13 protein-coding genes are annotated in these 22,117 nt (G+C 45.1%); 3 read left to right on the top strand and 10 right to left on the bottom strand.

Annotation, left to right across the window (positions count from 1 at the left end; all coding sequences use genetic code 11):
* Positions 1 to 6: 6 nt before the first annotated feature.
* Positions 7 to 2,640 (top strand): ABC transporter permease, encoded by a 2,634-nt coding sequence (locus tag ARA78_RS00630; protein WP_055279823.1) that lies wholly within the window; start codon positions 7 to 9, stop codon positions 2,638 to 2,640.
* Positions 2,641 to 2,774: 134 nt separating this feature from the next.
* Here the strand turns inward: ARA78_RS00630 and ARA78_RS00625 are convergent, their stop codons facing one another.
* From ARA78_RS00625 to ARA78_RS00600, 7 genes are all read right to left on the bottom strand, one after another.
* Entirely contained in the window at positions 2,775 to 2,903 is a 129-nt protein-coding gene (locus tag ARA78_RS00625; RefSeq protein WP_004849786.1) for a helix-turn-helix transcriptional regulator, read from the bottom strand.
* 307 nt (positions 2,904 to 3,210) lie between these two features.
* Positions 3,211 to 5,640 (bottom strand): phenylalanine--tRNA ligase subunit beta, encoded by a 2,430-nt coding sequence (pheT, locus tag ARA78_RS00620; protein WP_055279822.1) that lies wholly within the window; start codon positions 5,638 to 5,640, stop codon positions 3,211 to 3,213.
* A gap of 104 nt (positions 5,641 to 5,744) precedes the next feature.
* Complete coding sequence (gene pheS, locus ARA78_RS00615) at positions 5,745 to 6,764, bottom strand: phenylalanine--tRNA ligase subunit alpha (RefSeq protein WP_055279821.1); 1,020 nt, start codon at positions 6,762 to 6,764, stop codon at positions 5,745 to 5,747.
* 754 nt (positions 6,765 to 7,518) lie between these two features.
* Positions 7,519 to 7,698 (bottom strand): hypothetical protein, encoded by a 180-nt coding sequence (locus ARA78_RS00610; RefSeq protein ID WP_055279820.1) that lies wholly within the window; start codon positions 7,696 to 7,698, stop codon positions 7,519 to 7,521.
* A gap of 14 nt (positions 7,699 to 7,712) precedes the next feature.
* Positions 7,713 to 7,985 (bottom strand): hypothetical protein, encoded by a 273-nt coding sequence (locus tag ARA78_RS13795; RefSeq protein WP_055273587.1) that lies wholly within the window; start codon positions 7,983 to 7,985, stop codon positions 7,713 to 7,715.
* A gap of 158 nt (positions 7,986 to 8,143) precedes the next feature.
* Positions 8,144 to 9,136 carry a YihY/virulence factor BrkB family protein gene (locus ARA78_RS00605; RefSeq protein WP_055143919.1) on the bottom strand — a complete coding sequence of 331 codons (993 nt, stop codon included), beginning with the start codon at positions 9,134 to 9,136 and terminating at the stop codon, positions 8,144 to 8,146.
* A gap of 18 nt (positions 9,137 to 9,154) precedes the next feature.
* Complete coding sequence (locus tag ARA78_RS00600; RefSeq protein WP_242849631.1) at positions 9,155 to 10,804, bottom strand: SpoIID/LytB domain-containing protein; 1,650 nt, start codon at positions 10,802 to 10,804, stop codon at positions 9,155 to 9,157.
* A 398-nt stretch (positions 10,805 to 11,202) separates the two neighbouring features.
* Between ARA78_RS00600 and ARA78_RS00595 the strand changes: the two genes are divergently transcribed.
* Together ARA78_RS00595 and ARA78_RS00590 are read left to right on the top strand one after the other, a co-directional pair.
* Complete coding sequence (locus ARA78_RS00595; RefSeq protein WP_133300860.1) at positions 11,203 to 11,802, top strand: hypothetical protein; 600 nt, start codon at positions 11,203 to 11,205, stop codon at positions 11,800 to 11,802.
* Between the two features lie 29 nt (positions 11,803 to 11,831).
* Positions 11,832 to 13,061: a 6-phosphofructokinase gene (locus ARA78_RS00590; RefSeq protein ID WP_055143915.1), complete on the top strand. Its 1,230-nt coding sequence runs from the start codon at positions 11,832 to 11,834 to the stop codon at positions 13,059 to 13,061.
* Positions 13,062 to 13,151: 90 nt separating this feature from the next.
* Here the strand turns inward: ARA78_RS00590 and ARA78_RS00585 are convergent, their stop codons facing one another.
* The 3 genes from ARA78_RS00585 to ARA78_RS00575 all read right to left on the bottom strand — a co-directional run bounded on the left by ARA78_RS00585 (position 13,152) and on the right by ARA78_RS00575 (position 21,932).
* Entirely contained in the window at positions 13,152 to 14,717 is a 1,566-nt protein-coding gene (locus ARA78_RS00585; protein WP_015533221.1) for a glutamate synthase subunit beta, read from the bottom strand.
* Positions 14,718 to 14,719: 2 nt separating this feature from the next.
* Positions 14,720 to 19,267, bottom strand: a complete 4,548-nt coding sequence (gene gltB, locus ARA78_RS00580; protein ID WP_055273595.1) for a glutamate synthase large subunit — start codon at positions 19,265 to 19,267, stop codon at positions 14,720 to 14,722.
* 334 nt (positions 19,268 to 19,601) lie between these two features.
* The gene (locus tag ARA78_RS00575; protein ID WP_022217152.1) at positions 19,602 to 21,932 is read right to left on the bottom strand and encodes an LCP family protein; all 2,331 of its coding nucleotides are present in this window, start codon (positions 21,930 to 21,932) and stop codon (positions 19,602 to 19,604) included.
* Between the last annotated feature and the right edge of the window lie 185 nt (positions 21,933 to 22,117).

Below are 22,117 nucleotides of genomic sequence, written 5' to 3'. Positions count from 1 at the left end.
GGGACTATGAATGACATTCTATTTGGCAATAATAACACAAAAACCATCAAGCGGCTGTCTAAACAATATTTCAAAAAAAATAAGGTTCGTAATCTGGCGGCGATTCTTGCGATCGTTCTGACAGCATTTTTGTTTACATCCATCACTTCACTGGTATTTAACATGGTATCCTCCATGCAGCTCTCTATGCAGATGCAGAAAGGCAGTAAGGCAGATGGAACCTTTGGGTACATGACCGAGGAACAGTTTGAGCAACTGAAAAACAGTGATTTTGTGGAGCAGGCAGGTCATCGGCGGATGATTGGATATGCAAGCAATGCCCTGGGTCATTCTGTTGAATTAAACTATGCTGATAGCATACAGCAGGAACTTACATTCTGTGTGCCAACGCATGGTTCAGCACCGGAAAAGGCAAATGAAATTGCTACTACCGAACTGGCTTTGAAAGCCCTTGGTGTGGAACCGGAGATTGGAGCAGAAGTTCCTCTGGAATTTGAAATTCGTGGAAAAACCTACCATTATGATATGGTGCTTTCCGGTTGGTGGGAAGCAAGCAACGATATGGTCAGCGTGGCGGTTCTCTCAGAGCAGTTTGTAAAAGATAATCCAGATGTAGTGAAAAATACCCGCGCAGTGGATGGAGAAATCTCAGGGGTTACTTTTTCTGACGTTGTGCTGAAAGACAAGACGAACATTCAGGAGCAGATGGATAACTTTGTCTACTCTATTGGCGGCAATCCAAAGGATATGTCTGCTGATAACTTTATCCTCTCTGTTGAAAACCAGATGGGGAAAGCCATGATTTCTCCGGAGTCCATCTTATTTGCCGTAGTATTTGTGCTGATGTTTGTATTGTGCGGCTATTTGCTGATTTATAATATTTTTGATATTTCCGTTATGCAGGATGTTCGGCAATATGGCTTACTGCGGATGATTGGTGCTTCTACGCGGCAAATTAAAAACATCGTCAATCGGCAGGCGGTATGGCTGACCCTGATTGGGCTGCCTATTGGTTTAATTGCCGGGTTCTTTGCAGGCCGGGCGTTGCTTCCGGTAGTAATGGAACTTTTTAGCTATGAGTATTCTGCGACAAGTTTGCAGACATCGACCTCCCCCGTGTTATTTATTATAGCTGCCTTGTTTACGATTCTGACGGTATTTATCAGTACCCGCAAACCAGCCAAAAAGGCCGCAAAAGTATCTCCCATGGAGGCGATCCGCTATACGGAGCAGGATGATTATAAAAAGAAAACCGTTACACGAACCAGAGGTGCAAAACTCTCCCATATGGCATTTTCCAACTTGGGACGCAATAGACGCCGCTGTGTATTCATCGTTGTTTCTATGCTTTTGTGTATCGTTCTGTTCAACACTATGATTATTGTGACACAGAGCATTGATGAAGAAAAGTGGATTACCCGCACAACGAAAACAGATTTTACCGTCTATAATTCGATTGCAGCCAATGCTTTGGAAGGCTTTAGACATCACGAAGATGCACTTCCACAGCAAGTGGTAGATATGATCCGTGAGCAGGACGGTCTGGAAGAAGAACGGTATCTTTATCGCAATACCGCAGATGACAGTAACGTGCTGGTTGATTATGGTTTTGAGGGACTGGAGTGTACCTCAACCTATGAAGATCAGGACGGTAGCCTCCGCAAAGCCTTTGGAAATTATAATATGAAGACTGCCCCGGATGCAGAAAATCTTTTCTTTGGAAATGTTTTTGGCGCTTCCGAACATTTTTGGGCGGATATGATGATTTATGCTGGAGAAACAGATCCTAATGTACTGAAACCAAAAATGCTAACTGGAGAATATGTCATTATTGGAGAAGGGTTAGACCGACTGAGTGGTGGTCCGAAAAGTACGCCCCTAACAGAACAGTTACAGATTGGCGACAGTATTTCTTTTTACAGGGATGGCGAGTTAGTCAAAACCTGCAGAATTCTTGCAAAAGCCTGTACCGTTGGAACTGAGGACGAAACGCCGTCAACAACTACGGCTATGAGGAATATTGGTGGCGATGCGCCCTTTGTGTATTTGCCGGACACTCTGTTCAAACAGATTTACACGACTCCAACTCTGCTGAGTTATGGATTTAATATGGATGATTCCTTACAGCCGCAAATGGAGGAATTTTTGAGCAGTTATGTTGAAAAGAACCCCTCTGTTACCTATACCTCAACAAAATTACTGAAAGAACAATTAAATTCTGTTGCAAGTATGGTTCTGGTTGTAGGCAGTCTGATTGGCTGTATCATGGCTTTAGTAGGACTGATTAACTTTACAAATATGATTATCACCAATATTATCACCCGCCGCCATGAGTTTGCGACTATGCAGAGTATCGGTATGACAAATCGCCAGCTTCAAAGGCTGATGGTTTATGAAGGCGTCTACTATGCCGCTGGTGCAGACATCATTGGTGGAGTGGTTGCGCTGCTGCTTGCTGTGACGGTGCTGGAAAATGTCTTGAACTCGCCATCTATGTGGTTCTTCACTATGAATATCACATTGGTTCCTGTTCTGGTCATTGGTGTGCTTTATCTGCTGCTGGCTGCGGTTATTCCGCTGATCGTTCTCCGCTTCTTTAACAAGGGAACTGTGGTGGAACGATTGAGGACCTCGGAATAAGAGTAATTTTCTTAATAACCATGTAAAAAACAAATCAAAAAGGTACTTGATATTGCGCTTCATTGCTTTTATCAAGTACCTTTTTTCATGCAGTATCATATAAGCGTGGATTCGTTATCTTTGGTGTGGTATCTTTAACTATGGGAAACTCCAGTTTCCCAGTTGGATATCGTCTGCCTCGAAACCATAATCTTCTCAGCAGCCTGATCCTGGGTTAACCCGGCTCCGTTTCTCGCTTCCTTTATCTTATTACCAATCTCCATATTCTTCCTCTTTTACCTCCTTTATCAATCACTCTGAGTTCTCTATCTGATCAAATGCTAACACCCATATCACATCTTTTCCATCAAAAGGCTTTGTCCTTGCCCCGGATACAGTGTAAAAATCCTTTTACATACCTTACCATCCCGTCTCTCAGCATTCAACATAAAAATGCCACCCGGTAACAGACCTTCTGAGGTACACCTCATTTGCGATCTGTTACCGGGTGGTATTTAAAATATATAGTATTGATCATCTTAAGCAGAATCTACACCGCATGCCTGGCTTCCATGCAGTGCAGCCCAGATATTACGCTCTGATCTCTATTCCAAGCTTTCCAAGCTCCTTGAGAATCTTGGCAATGATTCCATCGACCTCTGACGTCTCAAGTGTTCTATCCTTAGCACGGAATGTCATGGTGTAAGCCACCGACTTCTTGCCCTTTGCGATCTGCTCACCCTCGTATACATCGAAAAGTTTGTAGCTCTCAAGCAGCTTGCCGCCACATTTCTTTATGACTTCCTCTATCTGTCCGACAAATATTTCCTTGTCCACAACAAGACTCAGATCTCTTGTACTTCCAGGGAACTTTGCGATTCCCTCGTACTTGGTATCGAAGTTTGAAAGCATAACCAGTGTAGGCATATCGATGACTGCCACATATACCTCACCCTTAAGGTTGTAGTTGTCACATACCTCAGGATGTACCTGTCCGATAAATCCAATTGTCAGGTTGCCCTTCTTGAGCTTTGCCTGACGGCCCGGATGAAGGAATGTGTACTCTGCCTCAGGCTCGTATGTCACCTGTCCCTTGAGACCAACCTTGTCTGTAAGCTCCTCGAGAACTCCCTTGAGATCAAAGAAATCTCCCTGACCATACATACCGATAGTCAGCTTCATTCTCTCCTCTGGAAGCTCTGTGAGTGGAAGTGACTTTGGAAGGTATACATTTCCGAACTCATAAAGTCTTGCGATCTTGTTCTTTCTATTATAATTGGTTGCCAGTGATGTGAGAACACCGTTCAGTGATACAGTTCTCATGATACTGAAGTCCTCACCGAGAGGATTTGCTATTGTAACGGTCTTTCTAAACTCGCTGTCAGCAGGCAGAAGCAGCTTGTCAAATACCTTAGGGCTCTCGAATGAGTAGCACATACCGCCAGAGAAACCATTTGCCTCAAGGACATCCCTTGCGATGGCATTGATCATCTGGTCGTATGGGAGCTTACCAACTGTAGCCTCACCTCTTGGAAGTGATACAGGAATGTTGTCGTATCCGTAGAATCTTGCAACCTCCTCTGCCAGATCTGCCATGCAGTTCAGATCCTGTCTGAAGCTTGGCACATCCAGTGTGTTTGTCTCTGCATCATATGTGAGTCCAAGTCTGCCGAAGTAGTACAGCATCTTCTCAGGCTCAACATCTGTTCCGAGAAGCGCATTCATCTTGTCTGGCTCAAATGGGAGCTTCTTGTCCTGTACAGGATTTGGATATACATCGACAGCTCCGCCGACTACCTCACCTGCGCCCATCTCCTCAATGAGCTGACACGCTCTGTCTATTGCCTCCATAGCAAGATTTGGATCAAGTCCCTTTGTGAACTTGGCTGCCGCATCAGTTGCAAGACCGATCCTTCTGGATGAAAGTCTGATATTTGTTCCATCAAAGCAAGCTGCCTCAAAGAGCAGTGTATCGATACTGTCTGTTACCATGGAATTCTCGCCGCCCATGATTCCGGCGATACCGATCTCCTTCTCACCGTCACAGATCATCAGAACGTCATGGTCGAGCTTTCTCTCCTGTCCATCAAGTGTTACAAATGTATCTCCGTCATTTGCACGGCGGACAACGATCTTGTTGCCAGCTATGGTGCTGAGATCATATGCGTGCATTGGCTGTCCGTACTCTTCCATAACGTAGTTTGTTATATCGACAAGGTTGTTAATCGAACGGATTCCCTGTGAAGCAAGTCTCTGCTGCATCCACTTTGGTGAAGGTCCGATCTTCAGGTTCTTGACAACCCTTGCTGTGTATCTAGGGCAGAGGTCAGGATCCTTTACCTCTACTGATATATAGTCATTGACGTCCTCGTCATTTCCTGTCTTTGTTACCACTGGTGGGTAAAATGACTTGTCAAATGTAGCTGCTGCCTCTCTTGCCATACCGATCATTGAGAAACAATCAACTCTGTTGGATGTGATCTCGTATTCGACAACAACATCGTCAAGTCCAAGTGCCTTCACAGCGTCATCGCCCGGCTTCACACCTGACTCCACCGGGAATACATACACGCCATCCTCCGGTGCTTCCGGATAGAAGTCTCTTGATGAACCAAGCTCCTCTATACCGCACATCATACCATTTGACTCAACGCCTCTGAGCTTGCCCTTCTTGATCTTGATTCCGTCAGGGTACTCATTGTTGTCGCCGTGTGCTGCCGCAACCTTACCACCGTCAAGTACAAGTGGGATGAGATCATTGACCTTTACATTCTTTGCTCCGGTCACGATCTGAAGAGGCTCCGCCTGTCCAACATCTACCTGACATACTACAAGCTTGTCCGCATCCGGATGCTTCTCCATAGTGAGAATCTTGCCGACAACAATCTTGTCAAGATTCTTATCCTTCTGTTCGTAACCCTCTACATGTGATCCTGAGAGAGTCATGGCGTCTACAAACTCCTGAGCTGTCACGTCCAGATCAGGAACATATGCCTTTATCCATGAAATTGGTGTATTCATCTATTTGTCCTCCTATTTATCATTGAACTCCAGCCATGCAAAATTTGCCTTCGGCAAATGGCTGGAGCTGCATGTCAAGTTTTCACAGAAAACTTGACACATACTTAAAACTGGTCTAAGAATCTCATGTCGTTCTCGTAGAGAAGTCTCATGTCATCTATCTCATACTTGAGAAGTGTTACTCTCTCAAGTCCGATTCCAAATGCAAATCCTGAATATACCTCAGGATCTATTCCACAGTCGCGGAGAACCTTTGGATGAACCATACCACAGCCAAGGATCTCTATCCAGCCGCTGCCCTTACATACTCGGCATCCCTTGCCGCCGCACTTGAAGCATGTGATATCACACTCTGCTGAAGGCTCTGTGAATGGGAAGTGGTGAGGTCTGAACTTGACCTTTGTGTTCTCACCGAAGAACTCCTTTGCCCACTGCGCCAGTGTTCCCTTGAGGTCTGCCATGGTGATTCCCTTGTCTATCACAAGTCCCTCTACCTGATGGAATGATGGTGAATGTGTTGCATCTACCTCATCAGCTCTGAATACTCGTCCAGGTGAGAGGATTCTTATAGGAAGATTGCCCTTCTCCATGATTCTTGCCTGAACAGGTGATGTCTGTGTACGAAGGAGGATATCCTTTGTAACATAGAATGTATCCTGCTCATCCTTTGCAGGGTGATTTGCAGGGATGTTCAGCAGCTCGAAGTTGTACTTGTCGTACTCTACCTCTGGTCCCTCAACTATCTCGTAACCCATACCGATGAATACTCTCTCCAGATCTTCAAGTGCTATCTGGTTTGGATGTCTGTGTCCTGTAAGCTTCTTCACTCCTGGAAGAGTTACATCTATGGTCTCTCTCTTCATCTTCTCTGCACGGAGTGCTCTGTTGATGGCCTTTGTCTTCTCGTCAAGGGCTGTCTCGATGGCCTGACGTGCCTCATTTACCATCTGACCTACCTTTGGTCTGTCCTCCGGTGCTACATCCTTCATGCTTTTGAGAACCTGTGTGAGTTCTCCCTTCTTACCGAGTATCGCCACCTTCACATCGTTAAGTGTCGATACAACCTCTGCGCTCTCGATCTTGGCAAGAGCCTCTGCCTTGATGGCTTCCAACTTGTCTCTCATCGTGTTTCTCCTTTTTCTATTTATAGGGATTTCAATGTGGATCCTATATTAATTACTTCCATATATAAGTCACGGAATTGCTCGCCTACGGCTTCCGCAATTCCTACAGTAATTCGCGCTCCGCCCTATCGGGCTATGCGCTCATTCCTCTTTTGGGCGTTTACCGGGATTGCTCCGCGCTGCGCACTCTCTCAATCCCTACACGGCATTCACACTCCGCCCTCCCGGGCTCCGTGTTTCATGTCGCGCGCGGGTGACAAATGTCTGCTGATGCATGCGAGCAAGCTCGCGCATCGCAGCCGCTTGTCACCCTGTAAACGCAAAAGTCCCTAGCATGTTATACATACTAGGGACGAATTATATCCGCGTTACCACCCTGATTCCAGACACTCTATGTATCTTGTCCATGTCTGACTCTCATTAGACGTTTGTCGCACGTCACACGCCACACCCTACACAGACCAACATCTGTCATCTGATAAAACAGATATCTTCAATCCTTCAGCCGTGGTGGCTCTGATGTGAAATTAAATACGCACTCTTACCTGACCGGGCTTTCAGCCGCTGACCTAGTCTCTCTGATGGCGACATACGTATCTTTTGCATCGTCACTGCCTGTAGAGATAATATACCTACATGTGGGTGTTAGTCAACATCTTTTTTGTCATACTGTCATGATCAACAACAATTCAATTTTCAGAAATATTATATAACTTGATTGTGAAAATAAACCTTACGAGTACCATACTCCTATTTAATCATCTTCCCGTTTCTTTTTCTTTATTTGTAAAGCAATTGATGCCAAAAGTAATATCCAGCCTATCAATAAGATTATATAAAACATCACCTTACCCAAATCTCCTTTTAAGATAAAATCGATTGCAAACAAACATGCACTAAGTACTAACAGAAGTATAGCTTTTTTTTCTCTCATATATTTTCTCCTTTTTATATCAAAATCGCTTTATATCTTTCACTCTTTATTTTCTTTGTATCTGCAAGTCTTCCTTTACTATTATACGTAAGTAAATAAATATCAAATCCATCTTTACTGCTATTTGTTACATATTTAAATCTATACCCCCAGTTTTCAATACCAGGAGACCTAATATCAGTACTTCCATAGTTACTTATTATATCTGAAAGAAGCTTAGACAATGTATACCCTGTTGCTAGACTTGCTGTGACTGCCCCCTTAGTTACCAAAATATCAATTGCCACTCCACCAGAATAGGAGGCTTTTATTTTATAATATGCACTGTAATATCTTACATTTATAGAAATTGTTTTCTTTACCCGCTTACTACTTGTATTTTTATATGAGCCACTATGCGTCTCAATCGCAGTATTCTTTAACTTGAATACACTCTACTTTTATTTCATTTATCTACTTCTACATCAACTTCTTCGTCCATCTTTAAATGTCGATTTTTTCGCATCCGCCTCTTCTCCGCACGCTTTTTCTTCCTCTCAAGTCGTCTCTTCTTACGCCCGGCCTTGTGCGCACGCCTTCTTATTCCCCGGATTCCATTATCCATGAATTTGTTGATCTCCGCGCCTATCAGCATGACGTACATACACATGTAAAGCCACAGTGCAAGCAATATCACACTTGCAAGGCTTCCATACATATATGTGTTGATTCCCACTATATTGATATAGCTCGATACGCCAAATGACAAAAGCATCCAGAGTATGGTCGTAAATGCAGCTCCCGGCACAGCGGTCTTGATCCTCACCCGCTCAACCGGCAATGCCCAGTATGCCACGATCATAACCCCAAACAAAACCGTAGGGGCAAATGCTATCTTGACGATCGACAAGATATTCGCAACGGTATCCACCAGTTGGAATCTCTCCACCGAATCCAGCCGCACCAGCATTTTTGACACAACTACATCGCCGAGGATATATATGACCATAACCGCCACCAGCATCACACAGAATATCAATGTATACAGAGTGTGTATCGCTCTTCTGAGGAAATAATTGACGCTGTCCTCCTTGCCTGCCATGAAAGTGAGTCCGCGGCCTATAGCCATTGTTCCCTTTGACGCCGACCACACTGTGAGCAATATGGTTGCTGTGGTGGCAAGCAGTGAGCTCTTGCTGTCGAAAATCTCTGCAAACATGAATTCAAAATTGGAATTGATCTCCTCCGGGAACAGTTCCTTTATTATCTCCAACACCTGGGTCTCTGTGAATGGCAGATATTTGACAAATGTAAGCAACGTCATCGCCAGTGGAAACAGTGACAGCAGCAGGAAAAAAGCAGACTGTGCCGCAAATGCCGCCACCTGATCCTTATTCATCTCTGCCATAAACAATCTGACTTTATGGTATATGAGCACTATGCGCTTCTTTAACTTCATAATTAGTGATTCTCTCCGTTACTTTTCAACCGAACTGAGAACTGCTCCGTTGTAATAATGGCTTATTATCTGCGCTGCAGTATATCCCAGCTTTGCCAGTTCATTTGCACCATTCTGACTCATTCCGACTCCATGTCCGTATCCGCCGCCCTTAAGTGTGTAGAGTCCTGTGTCATTATCCTTCTTTACATAGTAGAAATTACTTGGAACGCCTGTCCAGCCCGTGAGCTCTGATCCATCCTGCTCTGTTATAGCCTTGCCATCCGTGGCGAACAGAACTCGGATATTGCTCTGGCCGCTGACTACCACGCTTCCCTTGTCGCCTGTTATCGTAACTTCCTTCACAAGTCCACTGTCATCTCTTCCCGTCACCATTATTGACTTGATCTTGCCAACCGATGTCGCAGACACATCCGAGCATCTTGAAAGGCCGGTCTCAACCGCATTTCTCATCTCATCTTCTGTGTATGTAACCGTCCACCTGTACATAGGAAGATTTCTCTCAACCACATCTGTGTCCGTCTTGCCATCCATGAAATCCCTGAATGCCGCTTCATCGCTGAAATATGGGATGTCCAGCGCCGTATTCTGAATACGTGTACAGGTATATGGCATGCTTCCGCCCCACACCTGGTCACTCGTGGTAGTCGTTCCGCACGATGTTGAGAAATATACAGCATTTATGATCTCTCCGTTATATGTAGGTACAATTCCGGATGTGGACTGGACTGCATCTATGGAATTTCCCGTCTCAGGGAAGTTATTGTAGACCTGGCACGATGTTGTGTCATCAAGGTCTGCATTGTATCCCCTGTAGTTACTTCCAAGCTTTCTATATGTAAATCCTCTGGCGCAGATTGCCATAGCCTTGAGCGCCTCCGGGCTGTAGCTCGATGAAACCTCACTTGACACTACCCCATACAGATACTGTTCTATATCTACCTGATTGATGATCATGTATCCCGACGAATCCTTTGTTATCTCAAGGGCTCCGTGATACCTCGGGGTGCCGCTTGATTTGCTGAGACTCGATACTGTTATCATTCCATCCGAACTCTCAGGCTCAACTATGATGGATGAGGCCTTGTTGTCGCTGCCAAGTGATACAAATTCATCCGCCTTGTAGGTTTTCTTCTTGCCATCGCTCGTCACGTTAAATCCTGTACTGCAGGTAAATTCCACATAGCTCTGATAATAATCTCCGCCATTTGTCAGGATGACTCTGACACTGTTCTCCATACCGGATATAACTACTGACGATCCGCCATAGCCGCTGCCCCCGCTGGTTCTGTCGGTGCCTGACGAGCTGCTGCCTTTATCCTCTTTCTTCTTTGAAGCCACAGTTCCTGCTCCCTGAATTGTGTAGTCATACTCCGCGATCTCTGTACTGTCCGTGTCGGCTTCAACATATTGCTTCAGATCTCCCAGCGGATCATCCGGAGCTTCTATAACTATGGTCTCCACTGAATTACCATCGTTGTTATCATCAGTCTCTTCGCCTACTCTGTTTTTACCTGTTATCATCATATATCCGACAACACATACCAGAATTATAGTTATGAAACTCACTATCTTAAAATTCTTATTGTATTTGATCTTCTGATACCATTTCTTCCTCTGATCTATTCGCATTCCCCTGTCTCCATTTCTCCGCAAATATATCCACATACAGAGAAAAAGCAGCATATACATGCTGCTTCTTCATCTTGTGTAATAAACTGAAATGCGCCCTTGCTTTTGAGTCCTAGCAGCGCTAGGTGGGCAACCGCAATTGTATATCTGCCTTCCACTAGAACTTATATAACGAGGCTTGACTTCAATAACAATGATATAGGAATCCCGTTTATTCAAATGTAGGTTCAAAATCACAAGAGACTTAATACATCTCAGCTATGAGCACATTATACCTTACCTTTACATCTCTTGCAAGAATTTTTCACGTGAACTTTAACCACTATAATTGACATTATATGCCTTCTTGAAATACCAATCTTACCTGTGTTAGAATATAGATACTTATGGGAATTTATAATTATTTCCAAACATGAAAGGCAGGTGTTCACCAAATGGATAAAACCAGCTTACAAATGTTATTCGGCGTATTGCTCGGAGTATTTCTGCTTGCACTCATAGTCATGACTGTGGTGTATGTCAGAAGAAAGCTTGCCGATAAGCGCGAGGAGGCACTGAGAGATCTCGATCTCATGCAGGAAGAGGCTATCAGGGAGGAACAGAGCCAGAGCAAGGGGTACTGGATAAACCGTGATGACATCGAGGACGAGAATCAGGCTCATCTGCTCCGTTACTACCACTATTTCGATAATATCGATGAATGTATCCACGATCTCATAGTTGAGATGTATGACTGTGGATTTGTCAGGACAGAAGAGATATTTGTCGCAGCATACGGTGAGGAAGCACTCACACCTGATTCATTCATTTACATGACAGATGCTGACTGCGATCTGGAAAAAGCAAAGGCTGCACTTCCGCCTGTCAGTGAGAAGAACCAGAAGATCATCTATGACCTCTGGTGCTCATATGTCGAAAAGCTTCTGGACACTGTTGAGATACACACAACCGATGCCAACAAAGATATAATCAAGGACGCACTTATGGTTTATGGCCGCAAAAAGATAACCATACTCCTGCGCAGTCCAGAATAAAAGAAAACCTTTCAAAGGAGATTTACAAAATGAAAGATAACTGTATAGTAGCTCAGTCAGGAGGTCCTACCGTAGCGATAAATGCTTCGCTGGCAGGTGTCATAGACGGAGTTAAGAAAAGCAACAAATTCACCAGAGTTTACGGTGCAATTCACGGGATCCAGGGAGTGCTGGACAATAATTTCATAGATCTGTCCCTCATGGCCCTCTCAAAATTTCCTCTGGTAAATACTCTGGAGCTCTCCCCTGCAATGTACCTTGGCTCATGCAGATACAAGCTTCCTGATTTTGAGGTTGACTCAAAACCTTATGAGATAATATTTGACAGATTTGAGGAATATCAGGTTGCCGCATTCTTCTATATCGGCGGCAACGACTCTATGGATACAGTGGATAAACTCAGCAAATATGCAAATAAGATCGGATCGGATGTGAAGATCGTCGGCATCCCTAAGACCATTGACAATGACCTGTGCCATACCGACCACACTCCGGGATTTGGCTCTGCAGCCAAGTATGTTGCATCCACCATGCTGGAGATTGCCCACGACACTTACATCTACCAGATACCAAGTGTTGTCATCGTGGAGATCATGGGCCGTGATGCAGGCTGGCTCACCGCTGCATCCTGTCTGGCAAGAAATGACTACAGTCCTGCTCCTCATCTCATATATCTTCCTGAGGTAGACTTCGATGAGGATCAGTTTATAGAGGACATCAAAAATGTATTAAAGACTTCAAGATGTGTCATCGTGGCCGTATCTGAGGGTATACATGATAAGGATGGCAACTACATCAGCGCAACTTCTGCTGTGGCAGACAAGTTCGGACATGCCCAGCTCAGCGGAACCGGCAAGGCTCTCGAGAGTCTTGTTAAGGACAGAATGGATATAAAGGTTCGTTCCATCGAGCTCAATGTCCTCCAGAGATGTGCAGCGCATATTTCCTCAAGGACAGATATCAACGAGTCATTTGCACTTGGCCAGGCTGCTGTAAAATACGCCGCCGAGGGAATGACTGCTGTTATGTCCACGATCAAGCGAGTTTCTAACGATCCATACCAGTGGATCATTGAACCTGAGAATGTATCTCTCATCGCCAACCAGGCTAAGACAATTCCGCTTGAGTGGATCACACCTGAGAAGAATGACGTCACACCTGAGATGGAAGCATATCTCAGACCTCTTATAATCGGCGAGGTTTCCCTTCAGTACAAGGATGGACTTCCTATGTACCTGCCGGTAAACCACCTGCTTTAAAGAATAAAATATCCCTAACACCTCAATATCTGTGGTATTAGGGATATTTTTTATAATTCACTCAGGGAACGAACCAAATACGTCTATCCTTTACTGTAGATTCGTGTATCCGAGCAGCAGCTCTTCTACTGCCATGGCGGCCTCGCGGCCTTCGCGGATGGCCCATACGACCAGTGACTGGCCTCTGTGCATGTCTCCGGCTACGAATACCTTTGGAACATTTGTTGTATATGAGTTTGGACATGGAGTCTTGACATTTGTTCTCTCGTTGAGTTCCACGCCAAAGCTCTCTGCCACATATGTCTGACATCCGAGGAATCCGGCTGCGATGAGTACCACATCACAGTCAACGATATACTCGCTTCCCTCTATCTCTGTCATAGTCATTCTTCCTGTCTCAGGATTCTTCTTCCAATCGAGCTTCACACACTTGGCTGCCTTGACATTTCCGTCCTTGTCCTTGATGAATTCCTTGACTGTAGTCTCATATATTCTAGGATCATGTCCGTATACTGCTATTGCCTCCTGCTGACCGTAGTCTGTCTTGCAGATCTTCGGCCATTCTGGCCATGGATTGTCTGGTGTTCTTGTATCAGGTGCCTTTGGCATCATCTCAAGCTGTGTAACGCTGACAGCGCCCTCACGGACTGCTGTTCCCACACAGTCATTTCCTGTATCACCACCACCGATGACGAGAACATTCTTGCCTTTACAGTTCACGAACTGCTTGTCAGCAAAGCCCGAATTTACAAGGCTCATTGTCGTAGTCTTGAGGAAATCAACAGCGAAGTAGATTCCCTTTGCATCCCTTCCAGGTGCTTTTATATCTCTTGGATTGGCTGCACCACAGGCAAGCACAACTGCGTCGTATTCCTTGAGCAGATCCTCAGCCTTCACATACTTGAGGTTCTTGTTCTTAAGATAACCTGTCATCTGATCATCCTTCGGACACACAGCCTTCGCAGATGCCTTTCCGGTTGCAACCTCTGTGTTCAGTACGAACTTTATTCCTCTCTTCTTCATGACATCTATTCTTCTGTCTATGATCTGCTTCTCAAGCTTCATGTTTGGGATACCATACATGAGAAGTCCGCCCGGTCTGTCACTTCTCTCATACACAGTCACGTCGTGGCCTCTGCCGATCAGCTGGTCTGCCACGGCCAGTCCCGAAGGACCTGAACCTATGACTGCCACCTTCTTGCCTGAGTGAACCTTTGGCTGTTTATCATTTACAAGGTCATTTGCAAATGCATACTCTATGATGGCTCTCTCGTTCTCACGGACCGACACTGGATCACCGTTTAAGTTACAGGTACATGCCTTCTCACAGAGAGCCGGGCACACACGGCTTGTAAACTCAGGGAAACAGTTGGTCTTGCTGAGTCTTGCAAATGCCTGCTCAAGATTGTCGTTATAGAGCATATCATTCCACTCTGGGATCAGGTTGTTCAGCGGACAGCCCGATGTCATTCCGCATATGTTCATACCTGCCTGGCAGAATGGAACGCCACAGTCCATACATCTTGCAGCCTGCTTTCTCTGCTCATCACGGCTAAGCGGAGTGTGGAATTCATTGAAATTCTTGATTCTGTCCTTAGGAGCAAGCTCTGCGCTTGTCTTTCTCTCATATTCTAAAAATCCAGTTGGTTTTCCCATTCCTACTTACCTCCGTTCTTAACCTTGTAGAATGCTTCGATAGCTGCCTTCTCGCGGCTCAGGCCCTTCTCCTCAAATGCAACTATCATATTCATCATCTTCTTGTAATCCTTTGGTATGATCTTCTTGAACTTTGGAAGATATCCCTCAAAGTTCTCAAGAATCCTCTTGCCTATCTCTGAATTTGTATAATTTACATGATCCATGATGAGATGCTTCAGCTCGCTCACCTCGTACTTGTCTGTCACAGCCTCTATGGATATCATCTCTTTGTTAAGTCTCTTGTACAGATCGTTGCCCATATCAAGTACATATGCGATACCACCGCTCATTCCGGCTGCAAAGTTCTTGCCTGTTGTTCCAAGAACTACTACTTTACCACCTGTCATGTACTCACATCCGTGATCGCCAACACCCTCAACGACCGCCGTGGCACCAGAGTTACGAACTGCAAATCTCTCGCCGGCAACACCGTTGATGAATGCCTTACCACTTGTGGCACCGTACAGTGCAACGTTTCCTATGATGATGTTATCCTCATGCTTGTACTTAACTGAACGAGGCGGATAAACTATCAGCTTACCACCTGACAGACCCTTGCCGAAGTAATCGTTGCTGTCGCCCACCAGCTCAAGTGTAAGTCCCTTTGGAATAAATGCTCCAAAGCTCTGTCCGCCGGCGCCGTTGCATTTGACGATGTATGTGTCCTCATCAAGTGACTCGCCGTACTTCTTTGTGATCTCTGAACCGAATATCGTTCCAACAGATCTGTCTGTGTTGACCACATCAAGCTCAACGCTCTTCTTCTGTCCCTTCTCAAGTGCAGGTCCAAGCTTCTTCATGAGAATTCTCATATCTACTGTCTTCTCAAGCTGGAAGTCATAGACATTCTTCTCGTGATACTTTACCTTGTTCTGTGGCATATCTATATAAGGATTGTTAATTATCTTATCAAGGATGACATTTCTCTCATCTGCTCTGTCGCTGCTCATGAGGAGATCTGAACGTCCAACCAGCTCATCGACTGTTCTGACGCCGAGCTTGCTCATGTACTCTCGAAGCTCCTCTGCTATGAACAGCATGAAGTTCTTCACGTACTCAGGCTTACCTCTGAATCTCTTTCTGAGTTCTGGGTTCTGAGTTGCTATTCCGACAGGACATGTGTCAAGGTTACATACCCTCATCATGACACAACCCATTGTTACAAGCGGTGCTGTTGCAAATCCAAATTCCTCAGCTCCGAGCATTGCAGCTATCGCAACGTCACGGCCTGTCATCAGCTTGCCGTCTGCCTCAAGGATGACCTTATTTCTGAGATCATTCATGATAAGTGTCTGATGTGTCTCTGCAAGTCCAAGCTCCCAAGGGAGTCCTGCGTAATGGATGGAGTTGTTAGGTGCTGCTCCTGTTCCTCCGTCATAACCTGAGATCAGGATGACCTGTGCTCCGGCCTTTGCAACACCGGCCGCTACTGTACCTACACCAGCCTCAGACACAAGCTTTACTGATATTCTCGCATCACGGTTTGCATTCTTGCAGTCGTAGATGAGCTGTGCAAGATCCTCTATCGAATATATATCGTGATGTGGTGGTGGAGAGATAAGGCTTACTCCCGGTGTCGAAAGTCTTGTCTTTGCGATCCATGGATATACCTTTCCGCCAGGGAGATGTCCGCCCTCTCCAGGCTTTGCTCCCTGTGCCATCTTGATCTGTATCTCCTTGGCACTCACAAGGTATCTCGATGTAACGCCAAATCTTCCTGATGCTACCTGCTTGATGGCTGAGCATCTATTCTTGCCATCCTTGCCGATCGTAAGTCTCTCTATCGACTCACCGCCCTCTCCTGAATTGGACTTACCGCCCAGCTCGTTCATGGCGATGGCCATACACTCATGTGCCTCCTGTGATATACTTCCGTAGCTCATGGCACCTGTCTTGAATCTCTTGACTATCTCTCTTGCTGGTTCAACCTCATCGAGTGGAACCGGCTTATCAGCAAACTTGAAGTCCATAAGACCTCTAAGGTGGAATGGCTTCTGCTCATCATGGAGCGCTGCTGTGTACTGCTTGAACAGCTTGTAATCGCCGCGCCTTGTTGCCTCTTGAAGAAGATGTATCGTGACAGGATTGTACAGGTGCTCCTCCTTGCCGCTTCTGAACTTGTGTGCACCGATGCTTGTAAGGGCAAGGTTTGTGTTAAGTCCAAGCGGATCAAATGCTGATGAGTGAAGATCATCAACTGTCTTCTCAAGCTCCTTTATACCAGAACCGCCAACACGGCTTACTGTATTTGTAAAGTATCTGTCCACAACGTCCTTTGAAAGACCGATACACTCAAATATCTGTGATCCCATGTATGACTGGATCGTTGATACACCCATCTTGGATGCGATCTTTACTATTCCGTGGCATATTGCACTGTTATAATCATCGACAGCCGCATTGAAATCCTTGTTCAGCAGATGCGAATCTACCATCTGCTTGATCGTCTCTATTGCCAGATATGGATTGACTGCACATGCACCATATCCGAGAAGTGTTGCAAAGTGGTGAACATTTCTTGGATCAGCACTCTCAAGGATGATCGCAACCGCTGTTCTCTTCTTGGTTCTTACCAGGTGCTTCTGCATAGCTGATACTGCAAGGAGTGATGGTATTGCAACATGGTTCTCATCCACACCTCTGTCTGAGAGGATGAGGATATTTACACCGTCCCTGTAGAGCTTGTCGGCCTCGATAAACAGTCTGTCGAGAGCCTTCTCCATGGATGTGTTCTTATAATAAAGAATAGGAAGTGTCGCAACCTTAAGGCCAGGAACATTCATATTCTTGATCTTCAAAAGATCCGTATTTGTCAGTATTGGATGGTTGATCTTCAGCACATGACAGTTCTCCGGCTTCTCCTCGAGGATGTTACCGTCCTTTCCGAGATATACCGATGTGGATGTGACAACTTCCTCTCTGATCGCATCGATAGGTGGGTTTGTAACCTGTGCAAATAACTGCTTGAAGAAGTTGAACAGTGGCTTGTGGCTGTTCGAGAGAACTGCAAGTGGTGTATCAGTACCCATGGCACTGATTGCCTCTGCACCTTTCTCTGCCATAGGATATATGGTATTCTTGAAATCCTCGTAGGTATATCCAAATGCCTTCTGAAGTCTTGCTCTCTCCTCGTCTGTATACTCCTGAACTCTGATATTTGGAATCTTCAGATCAGCGAGATGTACAAGATTGCTGTCTACCCACTCTCCGTAAGGCTTTGCCAGCGCGTATTTCTCCTTGATCTCCTCATCAGATATAAGACGTCCATTCACCGTGTCGACAAGAAGCATCTTGCCAGGTCTGAGTCGGTCTTTCTTTACGATCTTGGATGGATCTACGTCCAGAACTCCGACCTCTGATGAAAGCACAAGGTAATCATCATCTGTGATATAGTATCTCGATGGTCTCAGTCCGTTTCTATCAAGAACTGCTCCCATGAGCTCACCGTCTGTGAATAATATAGAAGCAGGGCCATCCCAAGGCTCCATCATGGTTGCGTAATACTGGTAGAAATCCTTCTTCTCCTGACTCATGGCTCTGTCGTTCTCCCATGGCTCAGGGATCGTGATCATGACTGCCATAGGAAGTGGTATTCCATTCAGTACAAGGAACTCAAGACAGTTGTCAAGTCTTGCTGAATCCGATCCATCCGGATCAAGAACAGGCATAACCTTGTACATCTCATCCTGCATGATGGTCGACTCCATAGTCTCCTCACGGGCGATCATCTTGTCCTCATTTCCTCTTATTGTATTGATCTCACCATTGTGGCACAGATATCTGTATGGATGAGCTCTGAGCCATGATGGTGTTGTATTCGTTGAAAATCTTGAATGAACAAGTCCTATAGCTGACTCATAGTCTGGATCCTGAAGGTCGTTGTAGAACTTTCTGAGTTCACCGACAAGGAACATTCCTTTATATACTATAGTCTTGCTGGAAAGTGATGGAACATACGTGTCATCATTGCTCTCCTCAAATATTCGTCTGACGAAGTAGAGCTTTCTGTCGAAGTCCATACCGGCCTTCACTGTCTCAGGTCTTCTGATGAATGCCTGCATGATGCATGGCATGACATCTATTGCCTTCTTGCCAAGGATTCCGGGTGTTGTCGGAACCTCTCTCCAGCAAATGAACTCCAGTCCTTCCTTCTCCACTATGACCTCAAACATTTTCATAGCCTGCTTGCGCGCCAGCTCCTTCTGTGGAAAGAAGAACATTCCTATTCCATAATCGCCTTCCTTTCCAAGGTCATATCCAAGCTCTGCTAAAGCCTTGGTGAAGAACTTATGTGATATCTGAAGGAGTATACCTACACCGTCTCCGGTCTTGCCCTCTGCGTCCTTTCCTGCTCTGTGCTCAAGATTCTCAACAATCTTGAGTGCATTGTTCACTGTGTCATGTGTCTTTATACCCTTGATATTGACAACGGCACCGATACCACAGTTATCGTGCTCAAAGCTTGGGTCGTATAATCCGGTATTCTCCGCTCTCTTATTCTCAATCATGTCCTGTTCCGTCCTTTCCATGTTTTTGTCATTCACAACGATATTTTGCTTTTAGCTTTTGTTTCTCAAGCAAATATTGTTATTTTTGTGTTTTTCTCAAGTCGTTTATCGTTTTTGATATATTACTACCATTTACACTGTTTGTAAACAACTTTTTTTAATAAATTATCTGACAGTTTTCGATTAAAAAACAATGATCTGTAATGTATATACAATTCTTTATGTTGTAGCCTTTCTTTAAGCATCGGATGTCTCATATCCCAATGTCTCCGATGCATAAAAAAAGGAAGCCCCATATCTGAAGCTTCCTTGCTTAATTATTATGTTTAGTTTTTTATTCCTCGACGATCATTCCCTTTGGAGGAGTTGTTATCGTCCTAAGATCTCCATCCTCGTCGCTTCCATCTGATATTCCATCACCCGGAGCCTCCGTCGTCACCTTGACCTTCTGTGACTTAACACCTGATATGCTCTCTATATTGCTGCTTATCTGCTTTACTGTGCCTGATATGACGTATTTGTCAGCACCATACAGATATTCATGTAATGCCTCCACATTGGATGCCATATCAGCAGCCACAAGGCAGTTACCCTTGTCCGAGAGTTCCTTTGCCTCATATGCAAATGGGAATCCTGCGGTATCTACAACCTTATATCCAGCCACACTCTTGACAAGAGCATGTATATCGTCCTTGTTAAGACTTGTTGATATACATTTAAATGAAACATCAACAAATGAATCAAGTGAACCTGTGTCTGCGCTAAGCAGCTTGTCTATAACCTTCATGAGGACTATTCTCTGTCTCTCGGTTCTTGTTATATCTCCCTGGCCAGTGGATCGTATTCTTGAATATGCAACTGCCTGCTGTCCATCAAGAGTATACTCTCCTGCCTCAGTTATTCCTGATGAATATTTGCCTGACAGGCTTATCTGCTCTGCAAGGTTCTTATTGAAGTTGTTCACCTCTTCATCAATGACCTTGACATCAACGCCTCCAACAGCATCGATTATACTTGCCATTGCACTGAAATCAACTGCCACATAATCTGTGATATTCAGGTCGAGATTGGTATTCAGTGTGTTGATAGCTGTAACCGCACCGCCGAGCTGGTATGCGTAATTCACCTTCTGTGTGGTATCCATGGAACCGCTTGCTATCTCCATCAGAGTATCTCTGTATACAGATACAAGCTTGATCTCCTTGGTGCTCTCATTGATGCTCACTATCATTATACTGTCACTGTTAGTTCCTGAATTCATATTCGAATCTCTGGAATCCACTCCGTAGAGTGCAATGGCACGATATCCCTTGGTCGCATCCTTGACACCGTCATTGACAAGTATCTGATCTGCACTTATCTCATTGATATCCATCTCATTGTACTTCATTCTGGCATAATTCTTGACATATATTATACATATGAGTATAAACAGTGCAAGCAGGACAAAGAACGCTATCGCCCACACTCTTGTACTGATGTTAAGCTTCTTTCTCTCCGGATTGACAACCTTTGGATCAGCCTCATCGAGAAGGTTCGCCCTGAAGAACTTTTCGCTGTCTGACTCCTCGTCCTCCTCAGGCTCTTCCTCATCATCCTCAAGCTCCACTTCATCGAAGCCCAATGCTTTGCCTATGTCTCCAAGTCCCAGATCAGCCGTATCTGATTCCGAATAACTGAGCTTATCCTCATCAATATCCTTCTCCATACGCTCAAGCTCATCCATGTCCAGCATGTCATCTGTTCTTCGGGATGATACTGTCGAAGCCTCTTCCACAGGCTCTGCCTCTGCAGCTTCCTCGACCTCATCGTCAAGGACAGGCTCCGTATTCTTCTCCAGAATATCTGCCGGCTCAGTCTTCTGTTCATGCTCTTCTACTGGCTGTGTGGCAGTTTCTACAACTTCCGCATCACTCTCCTGCGGCTCAGTGATCTTGTTATCTTCCTCAACAGGCTCTTCCTTTTTCTCAGCTTCTTTCATCTGCTGGCGGCGCTCAAGCTCCTGCTGAACCTTAAGCTTTCTTGCCTCTTCGCGGGCATTCTGCTCTCTCTCGAGCTCCAGCCTCTCAACCTCAGCCTTTGCCTTTGCAACATTTCTCTGGGTGCGTTCCCACGCCTCACGTCTAAGCTCCTCATGTCTTGTCTGCACATCTGTCTCAATATTGTCAACTTCTCTGAGCAGATTGTCCACAGATGAGCTTCCTGTGCTCTGTATACTCCTGCGTGGTCTCTGGGCAGCTTTTGAAGGTCTCTGCACGGTACTCTGATTGCTCTGTGTCCTCGGTACAGTGCCCTGTGTCCTCTTCACCGGACCTCTGTCCACAGCTCTGTCTGCTACAGGCTGTCCGGTCTGTCTCTGCTTTGCCCGGGCCTCACTCTTCACTCTTCTTGCCCTGCTGTCCTCGTGATAATACTCGTCATAATTCTCTTCCGGCTTCACAGGTCTGGAAATATTCTTCTGAGTCTTCTTCTCCGGCTTCTTTTCCGGTCTCTTATCAGCCTTTCTCTCCGGCTCAGGATCACGCCTTTTTTCTTTCTTCTTTTTATCCCCGAACAACAATGATCCTATCAATCCACCATCATCAAGATAATCATCATCGTCATCCAGCCAATCCATGTCCTCATCGTACCTGGATCTCATTCCATTTTTCTTCTTATTATCCATTGGAACTCCTTTTTCAAATATCTAAAAATGTCGTTACCTCGCTCTATAATACATTATATTTTTTCCTTTTACAACATGTATTATATCTTAATTAGTATAAACACCTTCATATTAACACTATTTTATTTGACACATGATGTATAAAAAAGTATACTCGTATTAATAATGTCTAAATATCAATGCTT

Origin of the sequence: Coprococcus eutactus (genome assembly GCF_001404675.1) — a bacterium.
In the GTDB taxonomy this organism is placed as follows: domain Bacteria; phylum Bacillota; class Clostridia; order Lachnospirales; family Lachnospiraceae; genus Coprococcus; species Coprococcus aceti.
The sequence above is the reverse complement of the archived record's forward strand: the minus strand, read 5'-3'. Positions and strand labels throughout refer to the sequence as shown.